Here is a 19,745-nt window from a genome sequence, read left to right as displayed (position 1 = left end):
GGTGGAGGGGCCTGCGCCAGATGCCTACCGTCCCGCCGCATGCCGCAGAATTAGCGTAAGCACGCCGTCCAGATGATCCCGCACGTCAGTCGAGCGCACCCGCAGCACCTCAATCCCTTGCGCCACCAGCCATCGCGTCCGCCGCTCATCATGAGCGATCTGGCTGGGCTCATCATGGTTCGCGCCGTCCACTTCCACCGCCAGACGCGCGGCGTGACAGTAGAAGTCTAGGATATAGGGTCCGACGGGATGCTGGCGACGGAACTTCAAACCTTCCAGGCCTCCACCCTTGAGGCAGGTCCACAGCCTGGCTTCCGGCGGGGTCAGGGCGCGGCGCATCCCTGCGGCGCGTCGATAGGTTTCAGCGGTCGGCGACATGGCCCCTCCACCACTTCGTGGTCCCCCTCCCCACAGGTGGGGAGGAAAAGGAAGCGGCGTCAACTTGGACGGGTTGACCGTTCCATTGTTACAGCATAATGGAACGCACCATGAGCACCGACACCGCCAAGACCGCCCTGCTGGACGCCCTGCTTTCGCTGCAGACGCGGGCGGAGGCCGACGCCTTTCTATCCGACCTCTGCACCCCCGCCGAGCTGCGCGCCTTTGGCGAACGGTGGCAGGTGGCCCGGCTGCTGGACGGCGGGGACAAGACCTATCGCGAGATCGCGGTGGAGGCCTCGGCCAGCCCGACCACCGTGGTGCGCGTCGCGCGTTCCCTGAAGGACATGCCGCACCAGGGCTATCGCCTGGTGCTGGACAGACTGAAAGCCTGAGTTGAGATCATGAGCACCGTGCAGGGGCGGCTACGCATCGCCGTCCAGAAATCCGGCCGCCTGGCCGAACGCAGCCTCGACCTGGTCCGCGACGCGGGTCTGCGCGTCGTCAAGGGCAACAACGACCTGCTGTACCGGATCGAGAACTATCCGATCGACCTCTTGCGGGTGCGCGACGACGACATCCCGACCTTTGTGGCGGACGGGGTCTGCGACCTCGGCATCGTCGGCGAGAACGTGCTGGAGGAGGTCAGGAACGGCGGGCCGAACGCGGAGGTGGTCATGCCCCTGGGCTTTGGCCGTTGCACGCTGAAGATCGCCGTGCCGCCGGGCCTGACCTACGCCGGTCCGTCGTCGCTGGAGGGGCTGCGCATCGCCACCTCCTATCCCAAGATCCTGCGTCGTTTTCTGGATGAGAACGGCGTCGGCGCCGACATCGTCACCATGCGCGGCGCGGTCGAGGTGGCCCCGCGGCTGAAGCTGGCCTCGGCCATCTGTGATCTGGTCTCGACCGGGGCGACGCTGGAGGCCAACGGCCTGATGGCCAAGGAGACCGTGCTGGACAGTCAGGCGGTGCTGATCAAGTCGCCGACCCCGCCCGAGGCCGGGCTGCAGCACCTGCTGGACAGCATCATCGAGCGGATGGCGGGCGTGGTGTCCTCGCAAGGCGCCAAGTACGTCATGCTGAACGCGCCGCGCTCGGCCCTGGCGGAGATCACCGCCATCCTGCCCGGCGCCGGATCGCCGACCGTCATGCCCCTGTCGGGCCGCGACGACGCCGTGGCCGTCCACGCCGTCTGTCAGGAAGCCGTCTTCTGGGAGACGCTGGAGAAGCTCAAGGCGGCGGGGGCCTCGGCCATCCTGGTCCTGCCGATCGAGAAGATGATGTGATGAAGCGTATCGACTGGAACAAGCTGGACGCCGTTGAGCGCCGGGTCGCGCTGGCCCGTCCGCAGCAGCGCACCGAGGGTTTCGTCACCAGCGTGGTGCGCGAGATCTTCGACGACGTGCAGGCGCGCGGCGGACAGGCCGTGACCGACTGGGCGATCAAGCTGGACGGCGCCGCGCCGCGCCGGGTGGCGATTACCGAAAAGGCCGCCGCCGAGGCCCGCGCCGATCTGCCGCCCGCGGCCGCCCGCGCCCTGCGGGTCGCCGCCGACAACGTCCGCGTCTTCCACGCCGCGACCCGGCCCGAGGACACCGCCTTCATCGAGACCACGCCGGGCGTGAAGTCCAAGCTGGTCTGGCGGCCCATCGGCTCGGCGGGTCTCTATGTGCCCGGCGGCACGGCGCCGCTGTTTTCCTCCCTGCTGATGCTGGCCATTCCGGCGGGCGTGGCGGGGGTTGGGCGACGCGTCGCCGTCACGCCTCCCTCGAAAGATGGATCGGTCCACCCGGCCATGATCGTCGCCGCCGCAGAAGCCGGGCTGGACGAGCTATGGCTGCTGGGCGGGGCGCAGGCGATTGCGGCCCTGACGTTTGGCGTCGAGCTGGACGACGGCGTCATCGACCCGGTCGACAAGCTGTTCGGCCCCGGCAACGCCTATGTGGCCGAGGCCAAGCGTTACGCCTCATCGCTGCCGGGCGGTCCGGCCCAGGACATGCCGGCGGGACCGTCGGAACTGCTGGTCATCGCCGACCGCGACGCCGACTTCGAGATCGTCGCCGCCGACCTGCTGAGCCAGGCCGAGCACGACGCCGACGCGCAAGTCATCCTGGTGTCCGACAGCGGCACGGCCCTGACCGAGATCGTCGCCGAGGTCGAGCGTCAGGTGGAGACCCTGCCCCGCGCCGCCGTGGCCCGCGCCTCGCTGGAGCAGGCCCGCGCCATCCGCGTGGCCGACATGGCTCAGGCTTGTGAAGTGGCCAACCTCTATGGCCCCGAGCACCTGTCGATTCAGGCCGAGGAGGCTGAACGGCTGGTCGACAAGATCACCGCCGCAGGGGCCGTCTTTGTGGGGCAATGGGCGGCCGAGACGCTCGGCGACTACGCCGCCGGACCCAGCCACGTCCTGCCGACCGACGGCGGGGCGCGGACCCTGGGCGGCATCACCACCGCCAGCTTCATGACCACCATGTCGGTGCAGACAGTGACGCAGATGGGCGCCGCCGCCCTGGCCCCTGTCGCCGCGCGTCTGGCGCGGATGGAGGGGCTGGAGGCCCACGCGCGGGCAGCAGACCTGAGGACGGAAGGATGAGCGCCTCTCGCTTGATCCTCCCCCGTCCTACGGGGGAGGGGGACCGCCGCAGGCGGTGGAGGGGGCGGCTCTGGTCGCGCCCGCTTGAAGCCCGACCCGCCGTCATGTCCGTTTCCGCCCCCTCCACCATGCTGCGCATGGCCCCCCTCCCCCGCTTTGCAGGGGAGGATCGCAAGTGAGCCTGCCCGCCCCCTATCCGCCTCTGGTGTCCGGCGGCGAGGGTCTGGACCGCTATCCGGCCGACCCGACCGCGCTCGGCGCCCGAATGGCCGACCTCTACGGCGTCGCCGCCGAACAGGTGCTGCCGGTGCGCGGCCTGACGCACGGGCTGGAGCTGGTCTGGCGACTGGCCGCCCGCGACGGCTTGAAGGTGCATGCGCCCGAGGCCGAACCCTATCTGGGGCTGGCGGCGCTCTACGCCCGGCCTGCAGACGACGCCGAGACCGCCGCCGTGGTCATCCGCGCCCTCGGTTCGCCCGAGGCCGTGGCCGAGATGGCCGAGCGGGTGGCCCCGGCTCTGCTGGTGGTGGACGAGGGTCTGGTCGAGTTCGCGGAAGTCGCATCCGCCGCCAGCGCGGTGAAGGACCACGCCAACCTGATCGTGCTGCGCAGCCTGTCCCTGGCCTATGGCCTGGCCGGGGCGCGGGTGGGCGCGGCGGTGGCGCAGGCTCAGACCCTGGCCCGGCTGGCGGACGTGATGGAGCCCTACGCCCTGCCCGAGGTCTCGGTGCGGCTGGCGCTTCAGGCCCTGGACCCGTCGCGGATGATCGAGACCGCCGAGCGCATCAGCAGCGTGCGCCGCGAGCGCGCCCGTGTGGTCGAGGCCCTGTCGCGGCTGATGCCGCTGGAGGCCGGGGTCGGGCCGGTGATCATCGCCCGGCCGTCCGATCCGGCGGCGGTCATCGCCGACCTGCGACGCTTTGGTCTCGACGCCGATGAAGCCGGCGAGCGGGTGCGCCTGCCCGTCTCCCTGAAGCCCGAGGTCAACGACCGGCTGCTGGTGGCCCTCGGCGCCGCCGCTCCAAAAGTCCGTCGCACCCGCGTCGGACAGGCCGTGCGCGATACGAAAGAGACGCGCATCGTCTGCGCCGTCGATCTGGACAGCGCCGGGCCGGTGAAGATTGAAACCGGGGTCGGCTTCTTCGACCACATGATCGAACAGGTGGCGGCGCACGGCGGGTTCTCGATCCGCCTGTCGTGCGAGGGCGACCTGCACACCGATCCGCACCACACCATTGAGGACAGCGCCATCGCCCTGGGCCAGGCGCTGAAACAGGCGCTGGGCGAGAGGAAGGGCATCGCCCGCTATGGCTTCGTCCTGCCGATGGACGAGGCCAATGCGGCGGTCTCCATCGACCTGTCGGGCCGTCCCTATCCGGTGTTCGAGGGGACCTTCGCCACCCCCTTCATCGGCGACTACCGCACCGATCTGACGGCCCACGTCATCCGCTCGCTGGCCGAGAACCTCGGCGCGGCCATCCATGTCACGGTCACCGGCGACGACGACCACCACAAGACCGAGGCCGTGTTCAAGGCCCTGGGCAGGGCGCTGAGGCAAGCCATCCGCGTCGAGGGCGACGTGGTGCCGAGCACCAAGGGGGTGCTGTGATGGGCGCCGCAGCCTTGATCCTCCCCTGCGGAGCGGGGGAGGGGGACCGCGCAGCGGTGGAGGGGGCAAACCCCGTGCGCCGCGCCCCGATCTCGCCCCCTCCACCATGCTGCGCATGGTCCCCCTCCCCCGTCGCCTTGCGACAGGGGAGGATCGGAACCGGCTCATGAGCAACGTCACTCTCATCGGTTACGGCTCGGGCAATGTCGCCTCGGTGCGGTTCGCGCTGGAGCGGCTGGGCGCGCGGGTGCGGATCACCGCCGACCCGGCGGACCTCGATGAAGCCGAGCGGGTCATCCTGCCCGGCGTCGGGGCGGCGGGTTACGCCATGCAGCGGTTGAACGCCCTGGGGCTGGTCGAGCCGCTGCGACGGTTCAAGCGGCCTCTGCTGGGCGTCTGCCTGGGCCAGCAACTGCTGTTCGAGACCAGCGCCGAGGATGGGGGCGCCGACCTGCTGGGGCTGATCCCCGGCCGCGTCGAGGCCATTGCGCCCGCGCCGTCGCGACCCTCGCCGCACATGGGCTGGAGCCGGCTGACCATCCGTCGTCCCGATCCGTTACTGGAGGGGATCAAGGACGGCGACTGGGCCTATTTCGTCCACGGCTTCGTCTGCCCCGACGGTCCGGCGACGATCGCGGCCGCCGACTATGGTCTGGCTGTGCCCGCCGTGGTCAACATGGGCAACCGCTGGGGCTGTCAGTTCCACCCGGAACGGTCGGCCAAGGCTGGTGCGCGTATCTTGAAGAACTTCCTGGAGCTGCCCGCGTGATCATCTATCCCGCCATTGACCTGATCGACGGCCATGCGGTTCGCCTGTTGCACGGCGATTTCAATCACGTGACCCGCTACGACGCCCATCCCGCCAACCGGATGGCCGCCTTTACCGCCGAGGGGGCCGAGTGGATCCACGTCATCGACCTGGACGGGGCCAAGGCGGGCGAAGCGCGCCAGTATGAGCTGATCGGCGACATGGCCCGGGCCGTGGACATCAAGGTCCAGTCCGGCGGCGGCGTCCGTTCGGAGAGGGATATCGAGCACCTGCTGGGGGCCGGGATCGCCCGCGTCGTCGTCGGGTCGCTGGCCGTCACCGACACGGATCAGGTGCTGAAATGGCTGGAGCAATTCGGCCCCGAGGCCATCGCCCTGGCCCTGGACGTCAGAAGCGAGAACGGCCTGCCCGTGCCCGCCCTGAAGGGCTGGACCCAGTCGTCGGGCGTGGATCTGTGGAGCGTGCTGGATCGCTATCCGGCTGGAATGCTGCGCCATATCCTGATCACGGACGTCGAGCGCGACGGCGCCCTGACCGGTCTGAACCGGGAGCTTTTGTCCGAGGCCATCGCACGGCGCCCCGAGCTGGAGATTCAGGCCTCGGGCGGGATCGCCAGCCTGGACGACCTGATCACCGCCAAGGCCATAGGCTGCGCCGGGGCCATTACCGGCCGCGCCCTCTATGCCGGTCGCTTCACCGTGGCCGAGGCCATCCAGGCCGCGAACATGGCCCCCGTGTCGGCCAATGACCGCTAGGCGCATCATCCCCTGCCTGGACGTCAAGGACGGGCGGGTGGTCAAGGGCGTGCGCTTCGAGGGGCACGTCGACATGGGCGACGCCGCCGAACTGGCCGCGCGCTATCGCGATCAGGGCGCCGACGAACTGGTCTTCTACGACATCACGGCCAGCCCCGAGGGGCGGACGCTGGACTATGGCTGGGTGCAGGACATCGCCCGGCTGCTGGACATCCCTTTCTGCGTCGCGGGCGGCATCCGCACGGTGGAACAGGCGGCGCGCTGTCTGGATCATGGGGCTGACAAGGTGTCGATCAACTCCCCCGCCCTGGAGCGCCCCGACCTGATCGGCGAGATGGCCCAGCGGCTGGGCCGGCAATGCGTCGTCGTCGGCGTCGACAGCGCCTTTCAGGACGGCGAGTGGCGGGTGCACAAATACACCGGCGATCCGAACGCCCGACGCGGCGCCGGCAAGCTGACCATGGACTGGATCGTCGAGGCGCAAGGTCTCGGCGCCGGGGAGATCGTGCTGAACTGCATCGATCAGGACGGGGTGCGGCGCGGCTATGACATCGCCCAACTGGCCGAGGCGCGGCGGCGGCTGACCATTCCGCTGGTCGCCTCGGGCGGGGCCGGGGCGGTCGAACATTTCCGCGACGTGTTCCAGCAGGCGGACGTGTCGGGGGCCCTGGCCGCCAGCGTCTTCCACTCCGGCGCGATCGCGATTCCCGATCTCAAGCATTACCTCGATCAGGTCGGGGTGGAGGTGAGGATATGACCTGCCTCCTTCCGCTCATCCCCGCGGAGGCGGGGACCCAGTGCTTTGGCGACGAACGCCACGCCTTGGGTTTCGCGAACAAGGCCGCCGTCCGTCCGATGGCTCAAACCTGGGTCCCCGCCTCCGCGGGGATGAGCGGATCAAACGCATGACCCTCGATATTTCCAAGATCGACTTCGCCCAACTGGACTTCAAAAAAGGCGACGGCCTGATCCCCGCCGTGGTGCAGGACGCCGACACCCTGCAGGTGCTGACCCTGGCCTATATGGACGAGGCGGCGCTGCGCGAGACGCTGGACAGCGGACAGGCCACCTTCTTTTCGCGCTCGCGCGGCGGGCGGTGGAGGAAGGGCGAGACCTCGGGCGACTTCCTCAATGTCGTCTCGGTGACGCCCGACTGCGACGGCGACGCCGTGGTGGTGAAGGTCCGCCCGGTGGGCAACGCCTGCCACCTGAACCGGATCAGCTGCTTCGGCGACGAGGACGCGCCGGGGCTGGGCCGCATCGCGCGGCTGGAGCGCACCATTCATGTCCGCGCCCAGGCCGACCCGAACGACAGCTGGACCGCCCGCCTGATCGCCCAGGGTCCCAAACGCGCCGCGCAGAAGGTCGGCGAAGAGGGCGTGGAGACGGCCCTGGCGGGCGCGGCGGGCGACGAGGCGGAACTCGCCAGCGAGTCGGCGGATTTGATCTATCACCTGCTGGTCCTGCTCCATGCGCGTAACATGGTGTTTCAGGACGTCCTCGACGTCTTGGCGCGCCGCGCGCAACCGGCCAAGGACGATAGCTAGACCTTAGGACAAGCCCCGCAGGCCGGGGCCACGGAGGAAAAGCGCGCATGGCGGCTCTCATTCTGTTCGGCGGAGGCGGCGACCTCGCCATGCGGATGCTGTTGCCTTCGCTCTATTTCCTCGACCACGACGGCCTGCTGCCCGAGGGGCTGAAGATCATCGGCGCGGCCCGTTCGGCCGAAAGCGCCGAGGCCTATGTGGCCAAGGTCCATGAGGCGGTGAAGGCCAAGGCCGAGGCCGACGACGCCTGGGACGAAGTCAGCTGGGCGCGGATGAAGGCGCGCCTCGACTATCTGGCCGTGGACGCCACCGATCCCGAGAGCCTGAAGGGGCTGAAGGCCAAGGCGGGCGACGGCGAGACGACCTCCTTCCTGGCGGTGTCGCCGTCCCTGTATGGGCGCATCGTCACGGCGATGAAGGCGGCGGGTTTGGCCGAGAAGAACTGCCGTATCGTGCTGGAGAAGCCGGTCGGGCGCGATCTGGAAAGCTTCCTCGAGATCGACGACGCCGTGGCCCACGCCTTTGACGAGCGGCAGGTGTTCCGCATCGACCACTATCTGGGCAAGGAGACGGTGCAGAACCTGATCGCCCTGCGATTCGGCAACACCATCTTCGAGCCTCTGTGGAACAATCTGACGGTCGACCACGTCCAGATCACGGTCGGCGAGACGGTCGGGGTCGGCGACCGCTGGCCCTACTACGACGAGTACGGCGCCCTGCGGGACATGCTGCAGAACCACATGCTGCAGCTGCTGTGCCTGGTGGCGATGGAGCCGCCCAGCGACCTAGACCCGGACTCGGTGCGCAATGAGAAGGTCAAGGTGCTGCGCAGCCTTCGCCCCATCACGCCGGAAGAAGCCGAGCGCGTCACCGTGCGCGGCCAGTATGTGGCCGGGACCAGCGAGGGTCAGCCGGCCCAGGCCTATCAGGAGGAACGCGGCCAGGCGTCGGACACCGAGACCTTCGTCGCCATCCGCGCCGACATCGACAACTGGCGCTGGGCGGGCGTGCCCTTCTTCATGCGCACCGGCAAGCGCCTGCCCGAGAAGCGCACCGAGATCGTCATCCAGTTCAAGCCGGTGCCCCACTCCATCTTCGGCCACGGCGAGCGCGGCGACATCTATGACAACCGCCTGGTCATCGAACTGCAGCCCGAGGAAGACATCTCGCTGTCGGTGATGAACAAGAAGCCGGGGCTGGATCAGCGGATGCAGCTGCAGCCGATCAAGATGAGCCTGTCCTGGGGGGTGGACGGCAAGGGCGCCGCGCCGCCGCGTCGCCGCATCGCCTATGAGCGCCTGCTGCTGGACGCCATGCACGGCGACAGCACCCTGTTCGTGCGCCGCGACGAGGCCGAACAGGCGTGGAAGTGGGTGGACGAGGTGTCCGAGGCCTGGGAAGGCGCGGGCTTCAAGCCGCGGGCCTATGAGGCCGGAACCTGGGGCCCGGAGGCGGCCGACCTGCTGCTGTCGCGGACCGGGCGGAAGTGGAACACGCGCGATGAATGATCACCATCCGCTCATCCCCGCGGAAGCGGGGACCCAGTCCTTTGGCCCCGTCCGCATCGGCAAGAGCCTCTCGCCGTTTCGATTCAAGAGTCGTGCGTGCGGCTCTCACTGGGTCCCCGCCTCCGCGGGGATGAGCGGGAGGATCTGATGACCACGATCGAAGCCTTCCCCGACGCCGCCGCCTGGGCCAGGGCCGCCGCCGCGCGGCTGGGCGAAGCCCTGGCCAAGGGGGTCGCCGCCGAGGGTCGTGCGGTCTTCGCGGGCGCGGGCGGGTCGACCCCTTCGCCCATCTACGCCCGATTGGCCGAAGCCGATCTGGACTGGTCGAAGGTCACGGCGACGCTGGTGGACGAGCGCTACGTGCCGGAAACCTCGCCGGAGTCGAACGCCGCCCTGATGAGGCGGACCCTGTTGTCCGGCCCTGCCTCGGCCGCGCGTTTCCTGCCGCTCTACGCCCCCTCGGTGACAGTGGATCGCGCCGCCGCCGAGGCGTCGAAGGCGCTGGCGGCTGAGGGCGGTCGCCTGGACGCCGTCCTGCTGGGCATGGGCGAGGACGGGCACATCTGTTCCATGTTCCCCGAAAGCCCGACGCTGAAGACCCTGCTGACGCCGGACCTGAAACCCGCCGTCTATGGCGTGCCGCCGGGCCGCGACGGCATGGCGCCGCCGCAGGAGCGTCTGTCGATCAACCTGCCCTATCTGGTCGGCGCGCGTCGCGTGGTCCTGGCCCTGAGCGGGGCCGCCAAGCGCGCCGTGTTCGAGCGCGAGGCGGCGGGCGATCCGCGCATCCATCCCATCGCCGCCCTGATCGCGGCGAAGGTTCCTCTTGAAGTGCTTTGGACGGAGGCCGTCTGATGGCCCTGAACGCCGTGGTGGCCGAGGTCACCGCCCGCATCGTCGAACGCAGCCGCGCCACCCGCGCCGACTATCTGCGTCGCATGGACGCCGCTCGCGACAGCGGCGCCGGGCGCGCCAAGCTGTCCTGCGCCAACTGGGCGCACGCCTTCGCCGGTCAGACCATCGCCGACAAGCTGACGGCCATGGACGGGTCCAGGCCCAATGTCGGGGTGGTCACCGCCTACAACGACATGCTGTCGGCGCATCAGCCGTTCGAGCGCTTCCCGGACGTGATCCGCAAGGCGGTGCGCGAGGTCGGCGCCACGGCCCAGGTGGCGGGCGGCACCCCGGCCATGTGCGACGGCGTCACCCAGGGCCGCCCCGGCATGGAGTTGTCGCTGTTCAGCCGTGACGCCATCGCCATGGCGACCGGCGTGGCCCTGACGCACGACGCCTTTGACGCCGCCATGATGCTGGGCGTCTGCGACAAGATCGTGCCGGGCCTCTTCATGGGGGCGCTGGCCTTCGGCCATCTGCCGGTCGTGTTCGCGCCTGCGGGGCCCATGCCCTCGGGCATTCCCAATGCCGAGAAGGCCCGCGTCCGGGCCGAATACGCCCAAGGCCTGGTGGACCGCACCACCCTGCTGCAAAGCGAGATCGGCAGCTACCACTCGCCCGGCACCTGCACCTTCTACGGCACGGCCAACTCCAACCAGATGATGATGGAGATCGCGGGCCTGCACATGCCCTCGACCGCCTTCGTCCACCCCGACACCGGCCTGCGCGACGCCCTGACGGCGGCGGCGGCGAAGCGCGCGGTCGAGCTGGCCCGGTCAGGCGAAGGCCGCATGGCCGACGTCATCAGCGAGAAGTCGATCGTCAACATGATCGTGGCCCTGCTGGCCACCGGCGGTTCGACCAACCACGCCATCCATCTGGTCGCCATGGCGCGCGCCGCCGGGGTGCTGATCGACTGGACCGACATGGACCAGCTGTCCTCGGTGACGCCGCTGCTGGCGCGGGTCTATCCCAACGGCTCGGCCGACGTGAACGCCTTCCAGGCGGCGGGCGGCGTGGCCTTCGTCACGCGCGAACTGGCCAAGGCGGGCAATCTGCACACGGACGTCGTGACCATCATGGGTCAGGGCCTGGAGGCCTATTTCCAGGAGCCGTCGCTGGTGGACGGCGAACTGGTCTGGCGCGACGGGGTCGCCGAAAGCCTCGACCGCGACATCCTGCGCCCGGCCTCCGACCCGTTCGACCGCGAAGGGGGCTTGCGACTGGTGCAGGGCGACCTGGGCCGAGCGGTGATCAAGATCTCGGCGGTCAAACCCGAGAACCGCATCGTCGAGGCCCCCGCCGCCGTGTTCGAGACCCAGGAAGACGCCCTGCAGGCCTTCAAGGACAGCAAGCTGAACCGCGACGTGGTGGTGGTGCTGCGCTTCCAGGGGCCAAAGGCCAACGGCATGCCGGAACTGCACTCCCTGTCGCCGGCGCTGGGCGTGCTGCAGGACAAGGGCTTCAAGGTCGCCTTCGTCACCGACGGCCGCATGTCGGGCGCCAGCGGCAAGACCCCCGCCGCCATCCACGTCTCGCCCGAGGCCCTGGCGGGCGGTCCTCTGGCCCATGTGAAGGACGGCGACATCATCCGTCTGGACCCCGAAGCCGGGATGCTGACAACCGTCGGCGGGATCGATCTGAAGGCGCGTCCGGCGGCGCGGCGATCGCAGGCCCACGCCGAGGGCGCTTCCTGGGGTTATGGCCGCGAACTGTTCGGCGCCTTCCGCCAGGTCGTGACCACGGCGGAACAGGGAGCGACGGTCTGCTTTACTGTTCCCATAGGCGCCGACGGCCACACCGACACGCCGCCCAATCCCAATATCGTGGACCGGACGGTGGACGCCTGATCCGCATCATTGATCACCAGGAGACCGCCCATGAACGACAAGATTCTTCTCGTCGGAGACGTCGGCGGCACCAACGCCCGCTTCGCCCTGGCCCGCATGATCGACGGCCGCCCGGTGCTCGATCATCACCAGAGCTTTCCGGCCTCTGAGCATCCGACCTTCCTCGGCGGGGTGAAGGCCTTTCTCGACGGTTGCGACGTCAAGCCGTCGGGCGGGGTCATCGCCGTGGCCGGACCGGTGACCGACGGGGCCATCGACCTGACCAATTCGCCGTGGCGGGTGTCGGAGGGCGAGCTTCAGACCCTGAGCCTGAACCCGGTCAGGCTGATCAACGACTTCGAGGCCCTGGCCTGGGGCGCCCCTGTCGTGCCGGAAGACCAGTTGGCGGCGCTGGGCGGTCCGACGGAAGGCCAGCATGACGCCGCCATCGCCGTGCTCGGTCCCGGCACCGGCTTCGGCGTCTCGGCCCTGGCGCGCGACAGCCACGGTCGCGAGATCGCCCTGCCCAGCGAGGGCGGCCACGCCTGTTTCGCGCCCGGCGATGCGGTCGAGGACGAGATCCTGCGCATCCTGCGTCGACGCTACGACCGGGTGTCGATCGAGCGCCTGATCTGCGGACCGGGCCTGCTGAACATGCATCGCGCCCTCGCCGAGATCGACGGGCGCGAAACCCATATCGACGACCCGGCCGAGATCACCCAAGCCGCGCTGGAGGACATGAACAGCCCCTGCGGCGCCACGCTGGCGCGGTTCTGCGCCATCCTGGGCGCCGTGGCCGGAGACGTGGCCCTGACCATGGGCGCACGCGGCGGAATCTACATCGCCGGGGGCATCGCCCCGCGCATCCTGCCCTTCCTCAAGGCCAGCCCCTTCCGCGAACGGTTCGAGCGCAAGGGCCGGTTCCAGCCCTATATGCAGGCCATCCCGACCAAGGTGATCCTGCACAAGCAGGCCGCGCTTCTGGGCGCGGCGCGGGTGGCCTTCAAGGAGGCGGGTTGAAAAATGATCACGGCGGCGTGAACCGATTGTGAGGCCGAGGCGTTGGTCCGGTTCAATCACTTGGAGGAACACCATGCGTAAACTCGTTCTCGCCGCCGCTTCCATCGTCGCCGTCGCCGGTCTGGCCGCCTGCGGTGAAAGCGCCGCCGACAAGGCCGCCGAGCAAAAGGCTGACGCCCTGGAAGCCCAGGCCGCCGCGACCCCGAACGAAGCCCAGGAACAGGCCCTGAACGCCGAAGCCGACCGCATCGAGCAGCAGGCCGGCAACGCCGACGGCGGCATGACCACCTCGAACACGCCGAACACCTCGCCGAGCACCACCCCGCCGGCGCCGGCCCACTAAGCCGACCGCAACGACTAAGCCCCCGCCGCGATCGCGACGGGGGCTTTTTCATGCGCCGTGTTTGTCTTCGCCGCCATCAGTCGATGCAGAGCGTCGCCTCGGCCTTGCCGTCCTTGACGGTGGTGCGGCAGCCGAAGCGGTTGCTGTCGACCTGACATTGACCGACCGCGCGGGCACCGGGGGCAAGGCCGCTGTTGCCTGCGATCTCGCACTGACCCTCGCACTGCGAGGCGTCGGTGCAGCGCTTGCCGGCGTCGGCGTATTTGACCACGCACTGCCAGGTCTGGGCTCGACCGACCTGCCGCATCTCGCCGCCCCGCGACGAGCAGGACGAAGTGCTGATGCTCATGGTCGGCGGCGGCTCCGGCGCCTCGGCGGTCGGCACGACCGGCTGCGGCGCAGGGGTCGGCGTACAGGCGGCCAGAGCCAAACCGGCGGCGAAGAGAAGGCCTTTCAGCTTCATGCGATCTGTCCTTTTTCAAACCCGGTCCAGCAGTCGTCGTAATCGAGCTGCATGAGGGGCGTCTGTTCGGCCCAGGCCGTGGTGCGGATCGGCATCCGCGTCTCGAACATGAAGGCCAGGGTGTTCTCGATCTTCATCGGCTTGAGCTCGGCCTTTGTGGCGCCGTTCCAGCTGGCCTGATCCGGGCCGTGGCCGCTCATGCGGTTGTGCAGGGAGGCCCCGCCGGGGGCGAAGCCGCCCGCCTTGGCGTCGTATTCGCCGAAGATCAGCCCCATGAACTCGCTCATGACGTTGCGGTGGAACCAGGGCGGACGGAAGGTGTCCTCGGCCACCATCCAGCGCGGCGGGAAGATGACGAAGTCGCAGTTGGCCGTGCCGGGCGTGTCCGAAGGCGAGGTCAGGACGGTGAAGATCGACGGGTCCGGGTGATCGAAGCTGACCGTGCCAATGGTGTTGAACCGCGCCGTGTCATAGCGATAGGGGGCGTAGTTGCCGTGCCAGCCGACCACGTCCAGCGGGCTGTGATCGAAGGTCGTGGTCCACAGCAGGCCGCCGTATTTCTGCACGCACTGGGTCGGACGATCCACGTCCTCGAACCAGGCGACGGGGGTCTCGAAGTCGCGCGGATTGGCCAGGCCGTTGGAGCCGATGGGGCCGAGGTCCGGCAGGCGGAAGGGCGAGCCGTAGTTCTCGCAGACGTAGCCGCGCACTTCGCTGCCATTGGGGCCATCCACCTCGACGCGGAAGCGGACGCCGCGCGGGATGACGACCACGTGGCCCGGCGCCGCCTCGATGACGCCCATTTCGGTGACGAAGCGGTGGCTCCCCTGCTGCGGCACGATCAGCAGCTCGCCGTCGGCGGAATAGAAGACGCGATCGACCATCGAACGGTTGGCGACATAGAGGTGAATGCCCACGCCCGCGCCGGAATCGGCGTCGCCGTTGCCGCCATAGGTGGTCAGGCCCTCGACCCAGTCGGTCGGCTGATCGGGCATGGTCAGAGGGTCCCAACGCATGCGGTTGGGATTGGGCGGGGTCTCGGTGAAGGGACCCGAGCGCACGCGGCCCTGATCGAACGGCTGATACGGCCCATGCTGGGCCGAGGGCCGCAGACGGTAGAGCCAGCTGCGCAGGTTGTGGTCGCGCGGCGCGGTGAAGGCCGCGCCCGACAACTGTTCGGCGTAGAGGCCCAGGGCCGGACGCTGCGGCGAATTCCTGCCGACCGGCAGGGCGCCCTCGACGGCCTCGGTGGCGAAGTGGTTGGCGAAGCCGGTCTGATAGGCGGGCGCGTTGGATCGCGTCATGTGGTTTCTCCCTTGCGGGAGGTTTAGCCGGGCGCGACCGATGCGTCACCCCGGCCCCGTCCAGCCTTGTTCTGGATCAAACTCCCCTTCTCCCCTTGAGGGAGAAGGTGGCTCGCGCAGCGAGACGGATGAGGGGTGTGAGCGGCGCCCTTCGACATGTCGGCGCACCGCGTCGAACACGAGGTTGGGGTTCCTCAGGATCATGGAGTTGTCGAACCGCAGAACCGTATAGCCCGCCTCGGCCAACCAGGCGTCCCGGTTCGCGTCTACTTCGTCCCGCAGACGATGGACACCGCCGTCGGCCTCGACAATCAACTTCAACGCATGACAGGCGAAGTCCGCCACATACGGGCCGATGGGGACCTGGCGTCGAAACTTGATGCTGTGCAGTCGCCGGTCGCGCAGCAACCGCCAGAGTTCGGTCTCGGCGTCGGTCATCGCCCCGCGCGAACGACGAGCGAAGGCGCGGTTTCGGTCGGACGGTTTTTCCATGGCGAGCCTCTGCGCTGACACCCCTCATCCGACCTGCTCCGCAGGCCACCTTCTCCCTCAAGGGGAGAAGGAAGTCAGAACCCCTGCGCCCGCGCCAGGCGTTCGGCGTGGAAGCCGGCGTCGCCTAGCAGTTCGTTGAGGACGCGGACGCGCTTCATGAAAAGGCCGACGTCGAACTCGTCGGTCATGCCGACGCCGCCGTGCATCTGGACCGCCTCCTGCACCGCCAGTTCGGCGACCCGGCCGGCCTTGGCCTTGGCGATGCCTGCGGCCAGTTCGGCGTCGGGACGGCCGGCGTCGATGGCTTGCAGGGCGGCAAGCGTCGCCGCTTTCGCCAGTTCCAGCTCGGTGAAGAGGTGGGCGGCGCGATGTTGCAGGGCCTGGAACTCGCCGATCAGCTTGCCGAACTGTTTGCGGGTGCGCAGGTAGTCCAGCGTCACCTTGAAGGCCTGATCGCCGGCCCCGACCAGGGAGGCGGCGGCGCAGGCCCGGCCCAGGATCAAGGCGGTGTCCAGCGGCCCCTGCCCCTCGCCCACGGCGCCGAGGACGGCGTCGGCGTCCACCATCACATCCGTCAGGGTGACGCGCGCGGCGTTGTGGGCGTCGACCATGACGGTGCGCTCAACGGCGACGCCCGGGGTCTGCGGGTCGATCAGGAAGAGGGTCAGGCCGTCGTCAGTCTGAGCGGCGATGATCAGGGCGTCGGCGATGTGGCCGTCCAGCACGAAGCCCTTGGCGCCGTTCAGTTTGAAGCCGTTGCCGGCGCGTTCGGCGCGCGTCGTGATCTTCGCCGGCGCGTGCTTGGGGCCTTCATCGACGGCGAGGCTGAGGACGGCCTCGCCCGCTGCGATACGGGGCAGCCAGGCCTTCTGCGCCTCCGAGCCCGCCGCCTTCAGCACGGTGGCGGCCAGCACCGAGGAGCCCATGAAGGGCGAGGGCGTCAGGGTGCGGCCCAGGCTCTCGGCGATGACGCCCGCCTCGACCGCGCCGAGGCCGGAGCCGCCGTCTTCTTCGGGGATGACGACGCCCGCGAAGCCCATCTCGCCGAAGGCTCGCCACAGGTCGCGCGAGACACCGTCGGGGTCGCGGCTGTCGCGCAGCTGGCGCAGATGATTGATGGGGGCATGTTCGCTCAGGAAGCCGTCGGCGGCGTCCTGAAGCATGGTCTGCTCTTCGGTCAGGATCAGGGGCATGGGCTCAGGCTCCCGGCAGTTGCAGCAGGTGTTTGGCGATGATGTTCAGCTGGACTTCGCTGGTCCCGCCTTCGATGGAGTTGGCCTTGGTGCGCAGCCAGTCGCGAGCGGCCTGGCCGTCGTTCGAGCGGTCGCCTTCCCATTCCAGGGCGTCCGCGCCGCCCGCCGCCATGACCAGTTCGTGGCGGCGCTTGTTCAGTTCCGAGCCGTAATATTTGAGAACCGAAGCGACAGCCGGGTGGGCCTGTCTGGCCTTCACCTGATCCCCCACCCGCTCCATGGCCAGGCGGAAGGCGGCGGCGTCGATGTCGTAGTCGGCGATGCGGGCGCGAAGCAGGGGCTCGTCCAGCCGCCCGGCCTCGTCCACACCCAAGGCGTCCGTCGCGACCTGGCCCAGAGGGCGGCCGACGCCCACATCGCCCATGGCGCCGATCATGGTGCGCTCATGGGCCAGAAGGGCCTTGGCCACGTCCCAACCGCGGTTCAGCGTCCCGACCAGGTTCTCCTTCTCGACGCGCACGTCGTCGAAGAAGGTCTCGCAGAAGGGCGACTTGCCGCTGATCAGGGTGATGGGGCGGGTGCTGACCCCCGGCGTCGCCATGTCGAACAGGACGAAGCTGATGCCCAGATGCTTGGGCGCTTCGGGGTCGGTGCGGACCAGACAGAAGATCCAGTCGGCCTTGTCCGCGTAGGAGGTCCAGACCTTCTGGCCGTTGACGATCCAGTGGTCGCCGCGATCCTCGGCGCGGGTCTGGATCGAGGCGAGGTCGGAGCCGGAGCCGGGCTCGGAATAGCCCTGACACCAGCGAATTTCGCCGCGCACGATGGGCGGCAGGAAGCGCTGCTTCTGCTCCTCGGTGCCGAAGGCCAGAAGCGCCGGACCCAGCATCCAGATGCCGAAGCTGGCCAGGGGCATCTGCGCCTTGATGCGGCGCATCTCGGAGGCCAGCACCTTGGCCTCCTCGCGGTTCAGCCCGCCGCCGCCGTAGGCGCTGGGCCATTCCGGCGCGGTCCAGCCGCGTTCGGCCATCCGGTCCAGCCAGAGCTTGTGGGCCGGGGTCTTGAAGACGGCGTTGCGGCCGCCCCAGACATAGTCCTCGTCGCCGTCGCGCGGCCCGCGCACCTCCGGCGGGCAGTTGGCTTCCAGCCAGGCGCGCGTCTCGGCGCGGAACGTCTCCAGATCGGCCATCTAGCGTGCCCTTGCTGCGTTTCCCTGACGCCACGCTAACAGCAATCCGTTGCGATTGGCTACGGTCTCTTGGATGCGGAAACACCTTGGCCGTTCGAGCGTTGGCCCAGGACACGAGAGAGGCCCGTCCATGATCCTATTGACCCGCGTCGTCTTTGGCGGCGCCAGCCTGTTGCTACTGCTTCTAGCGCTCGGCCTGGTGTTTCTGGGGGTCGGCGAGGCCCTGCGCGCCGTGGTCAGTCCGGACCATTCGGGCGTGGACGCCCTGCTGGACGTGCTGGGCTATGTCATCGTCGCCATCGCCGTCTTCGACGTGGCCAAGTACCTGTTCGAGGAAGAGGTGCAGCGCGACAAGGAAAAGCGCAGCGCCGCCGAGGCCCGGCGCAGCCTGACCAAGTTCCTGTCCACCATCGTCATCGCCGTCTTCCTCGAGGCCCTGGTGGTGGTGTTCAAGACGGCGCGCGAGGACGTGGCCATGCTGATCTATCCGACCGCCCTGCTGGTGGCGGCGGTGATCGTACTGGTGGGCCTGGGCGCCTTTCAGCGCTTCTCGGCCGCGGTGGAAGAAAAGGTCGGGGTCGAGGACGAGGCGGCGGATCGGGCCGACGCCGCCAAGGCCGCCCGGCGCAGGACCGCCGTCAAACCACCGGCGTGATCGCAGGCTGGCCCGACAGGACGGCCAGCAGGTTCTCGACCACCAGCCCGGCCATGGCGGCGCGGGTCTCCACCGTTGCCGAGCCGACATGGGGGGTCAGGACGCAGCGCGGGTGATCCAGAAGGGCCTGAGGCACGGTGGGCTCATGGGCGAAAACATCGAGGCCGGCCCCAAACAGGCGGTCCTCGGTCAGGGCGGCGATCAGGGCTGCTTCGTCCACCACCCCGCCGCGCGCGATATTGATCAGGACGCCGTCGGGGCCGAGGGCGGCCAGAACCTCGGCGTCGACCAGTTTGTCGGTCGCGGCGCCGCCGGGCGTGGCGATGATCAGCACGTCCACGGCCTCGGCCAGGGTGCGGGCGCTGTCGTGATAGGCGTAGGCCACGTCCGCGACCGGGCGGCGGCTATGGTAGGCGATCGATCCGCCCAGGGGCTCCAGCCGTCGTGCGATGGCGGCGCCGATGCGGCCGAGGCCGAGGATGCCGTAGCGCCGGGCGCTGGCCCGGCGGGTCAGGGGCGCGCGCTCGCCGGCCGCCCAGCGACCGCTGCGCAGGTGATGCTCGACCGTCGGCAGGGCGCGCAGGGTGTTCAGCGTCAGGGCCAGGGCCAGATCGGCCACGTCCTCGGTCAGGACGTCGGGGGTGTTGCTCACCACCACGCCGCGCGAGCGGGCATGATCCACGTCCACCCCGTCATAGCCGACGCCGTGGACAGCGATGATCTTCAGGTTCGGCAGGGAATCGATCAGGTCGGCGGAGACCGGACTGCCGCCGAAGACCACATAGGCGGTCGCGGCCTCGGCCTGTTCCGGGGTGGGAGCGCCATCCAGAGTCTGAAGCGTCAGGCCGGAGGCGCGCAGCGGCGTCAGCAGGCTGTCGGGCAGGCCCGGCGCCAGAAGGACCAGGCCGGTCATTTCTTCGACGGCAGGAAGGGCGAGAAGGTGATGACGGTGAAGGTGTCGCGGATGTGCGGCCGCGTCTGCACCTGCTTGGTGACGAAGGTGCCGATGTCGGCGTCCTTCGGCAGCTGGAACTTGGCCAGCAGGTCGTGCTGGCCCGAAGTCGAGTAAACTTCCGAAACGTTTTCAACATTGTCGACCAGATCGGCGGCGACGTCGTTGGCGTAGCCCAACTCGCATTTGATGAAGACGAAAATGGCGGTCATCATGGTCGGAACCTCCCGTTCAAGCGGAGGTGCATAGCGG

Annotated in this window: 22 protein-coding genes; 14 read left to right on the top strand and 8 right to left on the bottom strand. The window is 69.1% G+C overall.

The genetic code is table 11. From position 1 onward, the window contains the following. Positions 1-24: 24 nt before the first annotated feature. A complete protein-coding gene (locus ACFYLW_RS01140) occupies positions 25-378 on the bottom strand; it encodes an endonuclease domain-containing protein (RefSeq protein ID WP_390182505.1) in 354 nt (117 codons plus the stop codon). 98 nt (positions 379-476) lie between these two features. Here ACFYLW_RS01140 and ACFYLW_RS01135 point away from each other — a divergent pair, with 98 nt between their 5' ends. From ACFYLW_RS01135 to ACFYLW_RS01075, 13 genes are all read left to right on the top strand, one after another. Further along, positions 477-773, top strand: a complete 297-nt coding sequence (locus ACFYLW_RS01135; RefSeq protein WP_390182504.1) for a YerC/YecD family TrpR-related protein — start codon at positions 477-479, stop codon at positions 771-773. Between the two features lie 9 nt (positions 774-782). Beyond that, positions 783-1,664 carry an ATP phosphoribosyltransferase gene (gene hisG / locus ACFYLW_RS01130; protein ID WP_390182503.1) on the top strand — a complete coding sequence of 294 codons (882 nt, stop codon included), beginning with the start codon at positions 783-785 and terminating at the stop codon, positions 1,662-1,664. Further along, entirely contained in the window at positions 1,664-2,971 is a 1,308-nt protein-coding gene (hisD, locus tag ACFYLW_RS01125) for a histidinol dehydrogenase (protein WP_292083739.1), read from the top strand. Before hisG ends, hisD begins: the two co-directional genes overlap by 1 nt. 175 nt (positions 2,972-3,146) lie before the next feature. Next, on the top strand, positions 3,147-4,580 hold the full coding sequence (hisB, locus tag ACFYLW_RS01120; protein ID WP_390182502.1) for an imidazoleglycerol-phosphate dehydratase HisB: 1,434 nt from the start codon (positions 3,147-3,149) through the stop codon (positions 4,578-4,580). 166 nt (positions 4,581-4,746) lie between these two features. Continuing rightward, entirely contained in the window at positions 4,747-5,349 is a 603-nt protein-coding gene (gene hisH / locus ACFYLW_RS01115) for an imidazole glycerol phosphate synthase subunit HisH (RefSeq protein WP_292083741.1), read from the top strand. Further along, positions 5,346-6,104: a 1-(5-phosphoribosyl)-5-[(5-phosphoribosylamino)methylideneamino]imidazole-4-carboxamide isomerase gene (gene hisA, locus ACFYLW_RS01110; RefSeq protein WP_292083742.1), complete on the top strand. Its 759-nt coding sequence runs from the start codon at positions 5,346-5,348 to the stop codon at positions 6,102-6,104. The genes hisH and hisA overlap by 4 nt, the downstream gene beginning before the upstream one ends. Beyond that, positions 6,094-6,861 carry an imidazole glycerol phosphate synthase subunit HisF gene (gene hisF, locus ACFYLW_RS01105; RefSeq protein ID WP_292083743.1) on the top strand — a complete coding sequence of 256 codons (768 nt, stop codon included), beginning with the start codon at positions 6,094-6,096 and terminating at the stop codon, positions 6,859-6,861. Before hisA ends, hisF begins: the two co-directional genes overlap by 11 nt. Positions 6,862-7,009: 148 nt before the next feature. After that, positions 7,010-7,651 carry a bifunctional phosphoribosyl-AMP cyclohydrolase/phosphoribosyl-ATP diphosphatase HisIE gene (gene hisIE / locus ACFYLW_RS01100; RefSeq protein WP_390182501.1) on the top strand — a complete coding sequence of 214 codons (642 nt, stop codon included), beginning with the start codon at positions 7,010-7,012 and terminating at the stop codon, positions 7,649-7,651. A gap of 47 nt (positions 7,652-7,698) precedes the next feature. After that, positions 7,699-9,159, top strand: a complete 1,461-nt coding sequence (gene zwf, locus ACFYLW_RS01095; protein WP_390182500.1) for a glucose-6-phosphate dehydrogenase — start codon at positions 7,699-7,701, stop codon at positions 9,157-9,159. Between the two features lie 147 nt (positions 9,160-9,306). Next, positions 9,307-10,014: a 6-phosphogluconolactonase gene (gene pgl / locus ACFYLW_RS01090; protein ID WP_390182499.1), complete on the top strand. Its 708-nt coding sequence runs from the start codon at positions 9,307-9,309 to the stop codon at positions 10,012-10,014. After that, on the top strand, positions 10,014-11,903 hold the full coding sequence (gene edd, locus ACFYLW_RS01085; protein ID WP_390182498.1) for a phosphogluconate dehydratase: 1,890 nt from the start codon (positions 10,014-10,016) through the stop codon (positions 11,901-11,903). The genes pgl and edd overlap by 1 nt, the downstream gene beginning before the upstream one ends. A 30-nt stretch (positions 11,904-11,933) precedes the next feature. Next, positions 11,934-12,902: a glucokinase gene (glk, locus tag ACFYLW_RS01080; RefSeq protein ID WP_390182497.1), complete on the top strand. Its 969-nt coding sequence runs from the start codon at positions 11,934-11,936 to the stop codon at positions 12,900-12,902. Between the two features lie 73 nt (positions 12,903-12,975). After that, positions 12,976-13,245 carry a hypothetical protein gene (locus ACFYLW_RS01075; protein WP_292083750.1) on the top strand — a complete coding sequence of 90 codons (270 nt, stop codon included), beginning with the start codon at positions 12,976-12,978 and terminating at the stop codon, positions 13,243-13,245. Between the two features lie 76 nt (positions 13,246-13,321). Here the strand turns inward: ACFYLW_RS01075 and ACFYLW_RS01070 are convergent, their stop codons facing one another. The 5 genes from ACFYLW_RS01070 to ACFYLW_RS01050 all read right to left on the bottom strand — a co-directional run bounded on the left by ACFYLW_RS01070 (position 13,322) and on the right by ACFYLW_RS01050 (position 17,886). Beyond that, complete coding sequence (locus ACFYLW_RS01070; RefSeq protein WP_292083751.1) at positions 13,322-13,708, bottom strand: hypothetical protein; 387 nt, start codon at positions 13,706-13,708, stop codon at positions 13,322-13,324. Beyond that, positions 13,705-15,012 carry a homogentisate 1,2-dioxygenase gene (hmgA, locus tag ACFYLW_RS01065; protein ID WP_390182496.1) on the bottom strand — a complete coding sequence of 436 codons (1,308 nt, stop codon included), beginning with the start codon at positions 15,010-15,012 and terminating at the stop codon, positions 13,705-13,707. Before hmgA ends, ACFYLW_RS01070 begins: the two co-directional genes overlap by 4 nt. A 45-nt stretch (positions 15,013-15,057) precedes the next feature. Further along, positions 15,058-15,504 (bottom strand): DUF559 domain-containing protein, encoded by a 447-nt coding sequence (locus ACFYLW_RS01060; RefSeq protein ID WP_313101439.1) that lies wholly within the window; start codon positions 15,502-15,504, stop codon positions 15,058-15,060. 74 nt (positions 15,505-15,578) lie between these two features. Continuing rightward, positions 15,579-16,697 carry an acyl-CoA dehydrogenase family protein gene (locus ACFYLW_RS01055; RefSeq protein WP_390182495.1) on the bottom strand — a complete coding sequence of 373 codons (1,119 nt, stop codon included), beginning with the start codon at positions 16,695-16,697 and terminating at the stop codon, positions 15,579-15,581. A gap of 4 nt (positions 16,698-16,701) precedes the next feature. Further along, complete coding sequence (locus ACFYLW_RS01050) at positions 16,702-17,886, bottom strand: acyl-CoA dehydrogenase family protein (RefSeq protein ID WP_390182494.1); 1,185 nt, start codon at positions 17,884-17,886, stop codon at positions 16,702-16,704. Positions 17,887-18,016: 130 nt separating this feature from the next. On the opposite strand from ACFYLW_RS01050, the gene ACFYLW_RS01045 reads away from it, so the two are divergent. Next, entirely contained in the window at positions 18,017-18,541 is a 525-nt protein-coding gene (locus ACFYLW_RS01045) for a GNAT family acetyltransferase (protein ID WP_313472415.1), read from the top strand. Here ACFYLW_RS01045 and ACFYLW_RS01040 read toward each other — a convergent pair. Together ACFYLW_RS01040 and ACFYLW_RS01035 are read right to left on the bottom strand one after the other, a co-directional pair. After that, entirely contained in the window at positions 18,525-19,454 is a 930-nt protein-coding gene (locus ACFYLW_RS01040; protein WP_390182493.1) for a 2-hydroxyacid dehydrogenase, read from the bottom strand. The genes ACFYLW_RS01045 and ACFYLW_RS01040 overlap by 17 nt on opposite strands. After that, positions 19,451-19,708: an Lrp/AsnC ligand binding domain-containing protein gene (locus ACFYLW_RS01035; RefSeq protein WP_040347054.1), complete on the bottom strand. Its 258-nt coding sequence runs from the start codon at positions 19,706-19,708 to the stop codon at positions 19,451-19,453. The genes ACFYLW_RS01040 and ACFYLW_RS01035 overlap by 4 nt, the downstream gene beginning before the upstream one ends. Between the last annotated feature and the right edge of the window lie 37 nt (positions 19,709-19,745).

The organism is Brevundimonas sp. NPDC007368 (assembly GCF_042869015.1).
In the GTDB taxonomy this organism is placed as follows: domain Bacteria; phylum Pseudomonadota; class Alphaproteobacteria; order Caulobacterales; family Caulobacteraceae; genus Brevundimonas.
The sequence above is the reverse complement of the archived record's forward strand: the minus strand, read 5'-3'. Positions and strand labels throughout refer to the sequence as shown.

What these genes read in the sequence shown, in the direction of transcription:
- ACFYLW_RS01140 (WP_390182505.1), bottom strand. Translation starts at nt 378, where the DNA reads ATGTCGCCGACCGCTGAAACCTATCGACGCGCCGCAGGGATGCGCCGC.
- ACFYLW_RS01135 (WP_390182504.1), top strand. Translation starts at nt 477, where the DNA reads ATGGAACGCACCATGAGCACCGACACCGCCAAGACCGCCCTGCTGGAC.
- hisG (WP_390182503.1), top strand. Translation starts at nt 783, where the DNA reads ATGAGCACCGTGCAGGGGCGGCTACGCATCGCCGTCCAGAAATCCGGC.
- hisD (WP_292083739.1), top strand. Translation starts at nt 1,664, where the DNA reads ATGAAGCGTATCGACTGGAACAAGCTGGACGCCGTTGAGCGCCGGGTC.
- hisH (WP_292083741.1), top strand. Translation starts at nt 4,747, where the DNA reads ATGAGCAACGTCACTCTCATCGGTTACGGCTCGGGCAATGTCGCCTCG.
- hisF (WP_292083743.1), top strand. Translation starts at nt 6,094, where the DNA reads ATGACCGCTAGGCGCATCATCCCCTGCCTGGACGTCAAGGACGGGCGG.
- hisIE (WP_390182501.1), top strand. Translation starts at nt 7,010, where the DNA reads ATGACCCTCGATATTTCCAAGATCGACTTCGCCCAACTGGACTTCAAA.
- zwf (WP_390182500.1), top strand. Translation starts at nt 7,699, where the DNA reads ATGGCGGCTCTCATTCTGTTCGGCGGAGGCGGCGACCTCGCCATGCGG.
- pgl (WP_390182499.1), top strand. Translation starts at nt 9,307, where the DNA reads ATGACCACGATCGAAGCCTTCCCCGACGCCGCCGCCTGGGCCAGGGCC.
- edd (WP_390182498.1), top strand. Translation starts at nt 10,014, where the DNA reads ATGGCCCTGAACGCCGTGGTGGCCGAGGTCACCGCCCGCATCGTCGAA.
- glk (WP_390182497.1), top strand. Translation starts at nt 11,934, where the DNA reads ATGAACGACAAGATTCTTCTCGTCGGAGACGTCGGCGGCACCAACGCC.
- ACFYLW_RS01075 (WP_292083750.1), top strand. Translation starts at nt 12,976, where the DNA reads ATGCGTAAACTCGTTCTCGCCGCCGCTTCCATCGTCGCCGTCGCCGGT.
- ACFYLW_RS01070 (WP_292083751.1), bottom strand. Translation starts at nt 13,708, where the DNA reads ATGAAGCTGAAAGGCCTTCTCTTCGCCGCCGGTTTGGCTCTGGCCGCC.
- hmgA (WP_390182496.1), bottom strand. Translation starts at nt 15,012, where the DNA reads ATGACGCGATCCAACGCGCCCGCCTATCAGACCGGCTTCGCCAACCAC.
- ACFYLW_RS01060 (WP_313101439.1), bottom strand. Translation starts at nt 15,504, where the DNA reads ATGGAAAAACCGTCCGACCGAAACCGCGCCTTCGCTCGTCGTTCGCGC.
- ACFYLW_RS01055 (WP_390182495.1), bottom strand. Translation starts at nt 16,697, where the DNA reads ATGCCCCTGATCCTGACCGAAGAGCAGACCATGCTTCAGGACGCCGCC.
- ACFYLW_RS01050 (WP_390182494.1), bottom strand. Translation starts at nt 17,886, where the DNA reads ATGGCCGATCTGGAGACGTTCCGCGCCGAGACGCGCGCCTGGCTGGAA.
- ACFYLW_RS01045 (WP_313472415.1), top strand. Translation starts at nt 18,017, where the DNA reads ATGATCCTATTGACCCGCGTCGTCTTTGGCGGCGCCAGCCTGTTGCTA.
- ACFYLW_RS01040 (WP_390182493.1), bottom strand. Translation starts at nt 19,454, where the DNA reads ATGACCGGCCTGGTCCTTCTGGCGCCGGGCCTGCCCGACAGCCTGCTG.
- ACFYLW_RS01035 (WP_040347054.1), bottom strand. Translation starts at nt 19,708, where the DNA reads ATGATGACCGCCATTTTCGTCTTCATCAAATGCGAGTTGGGCTACGCC.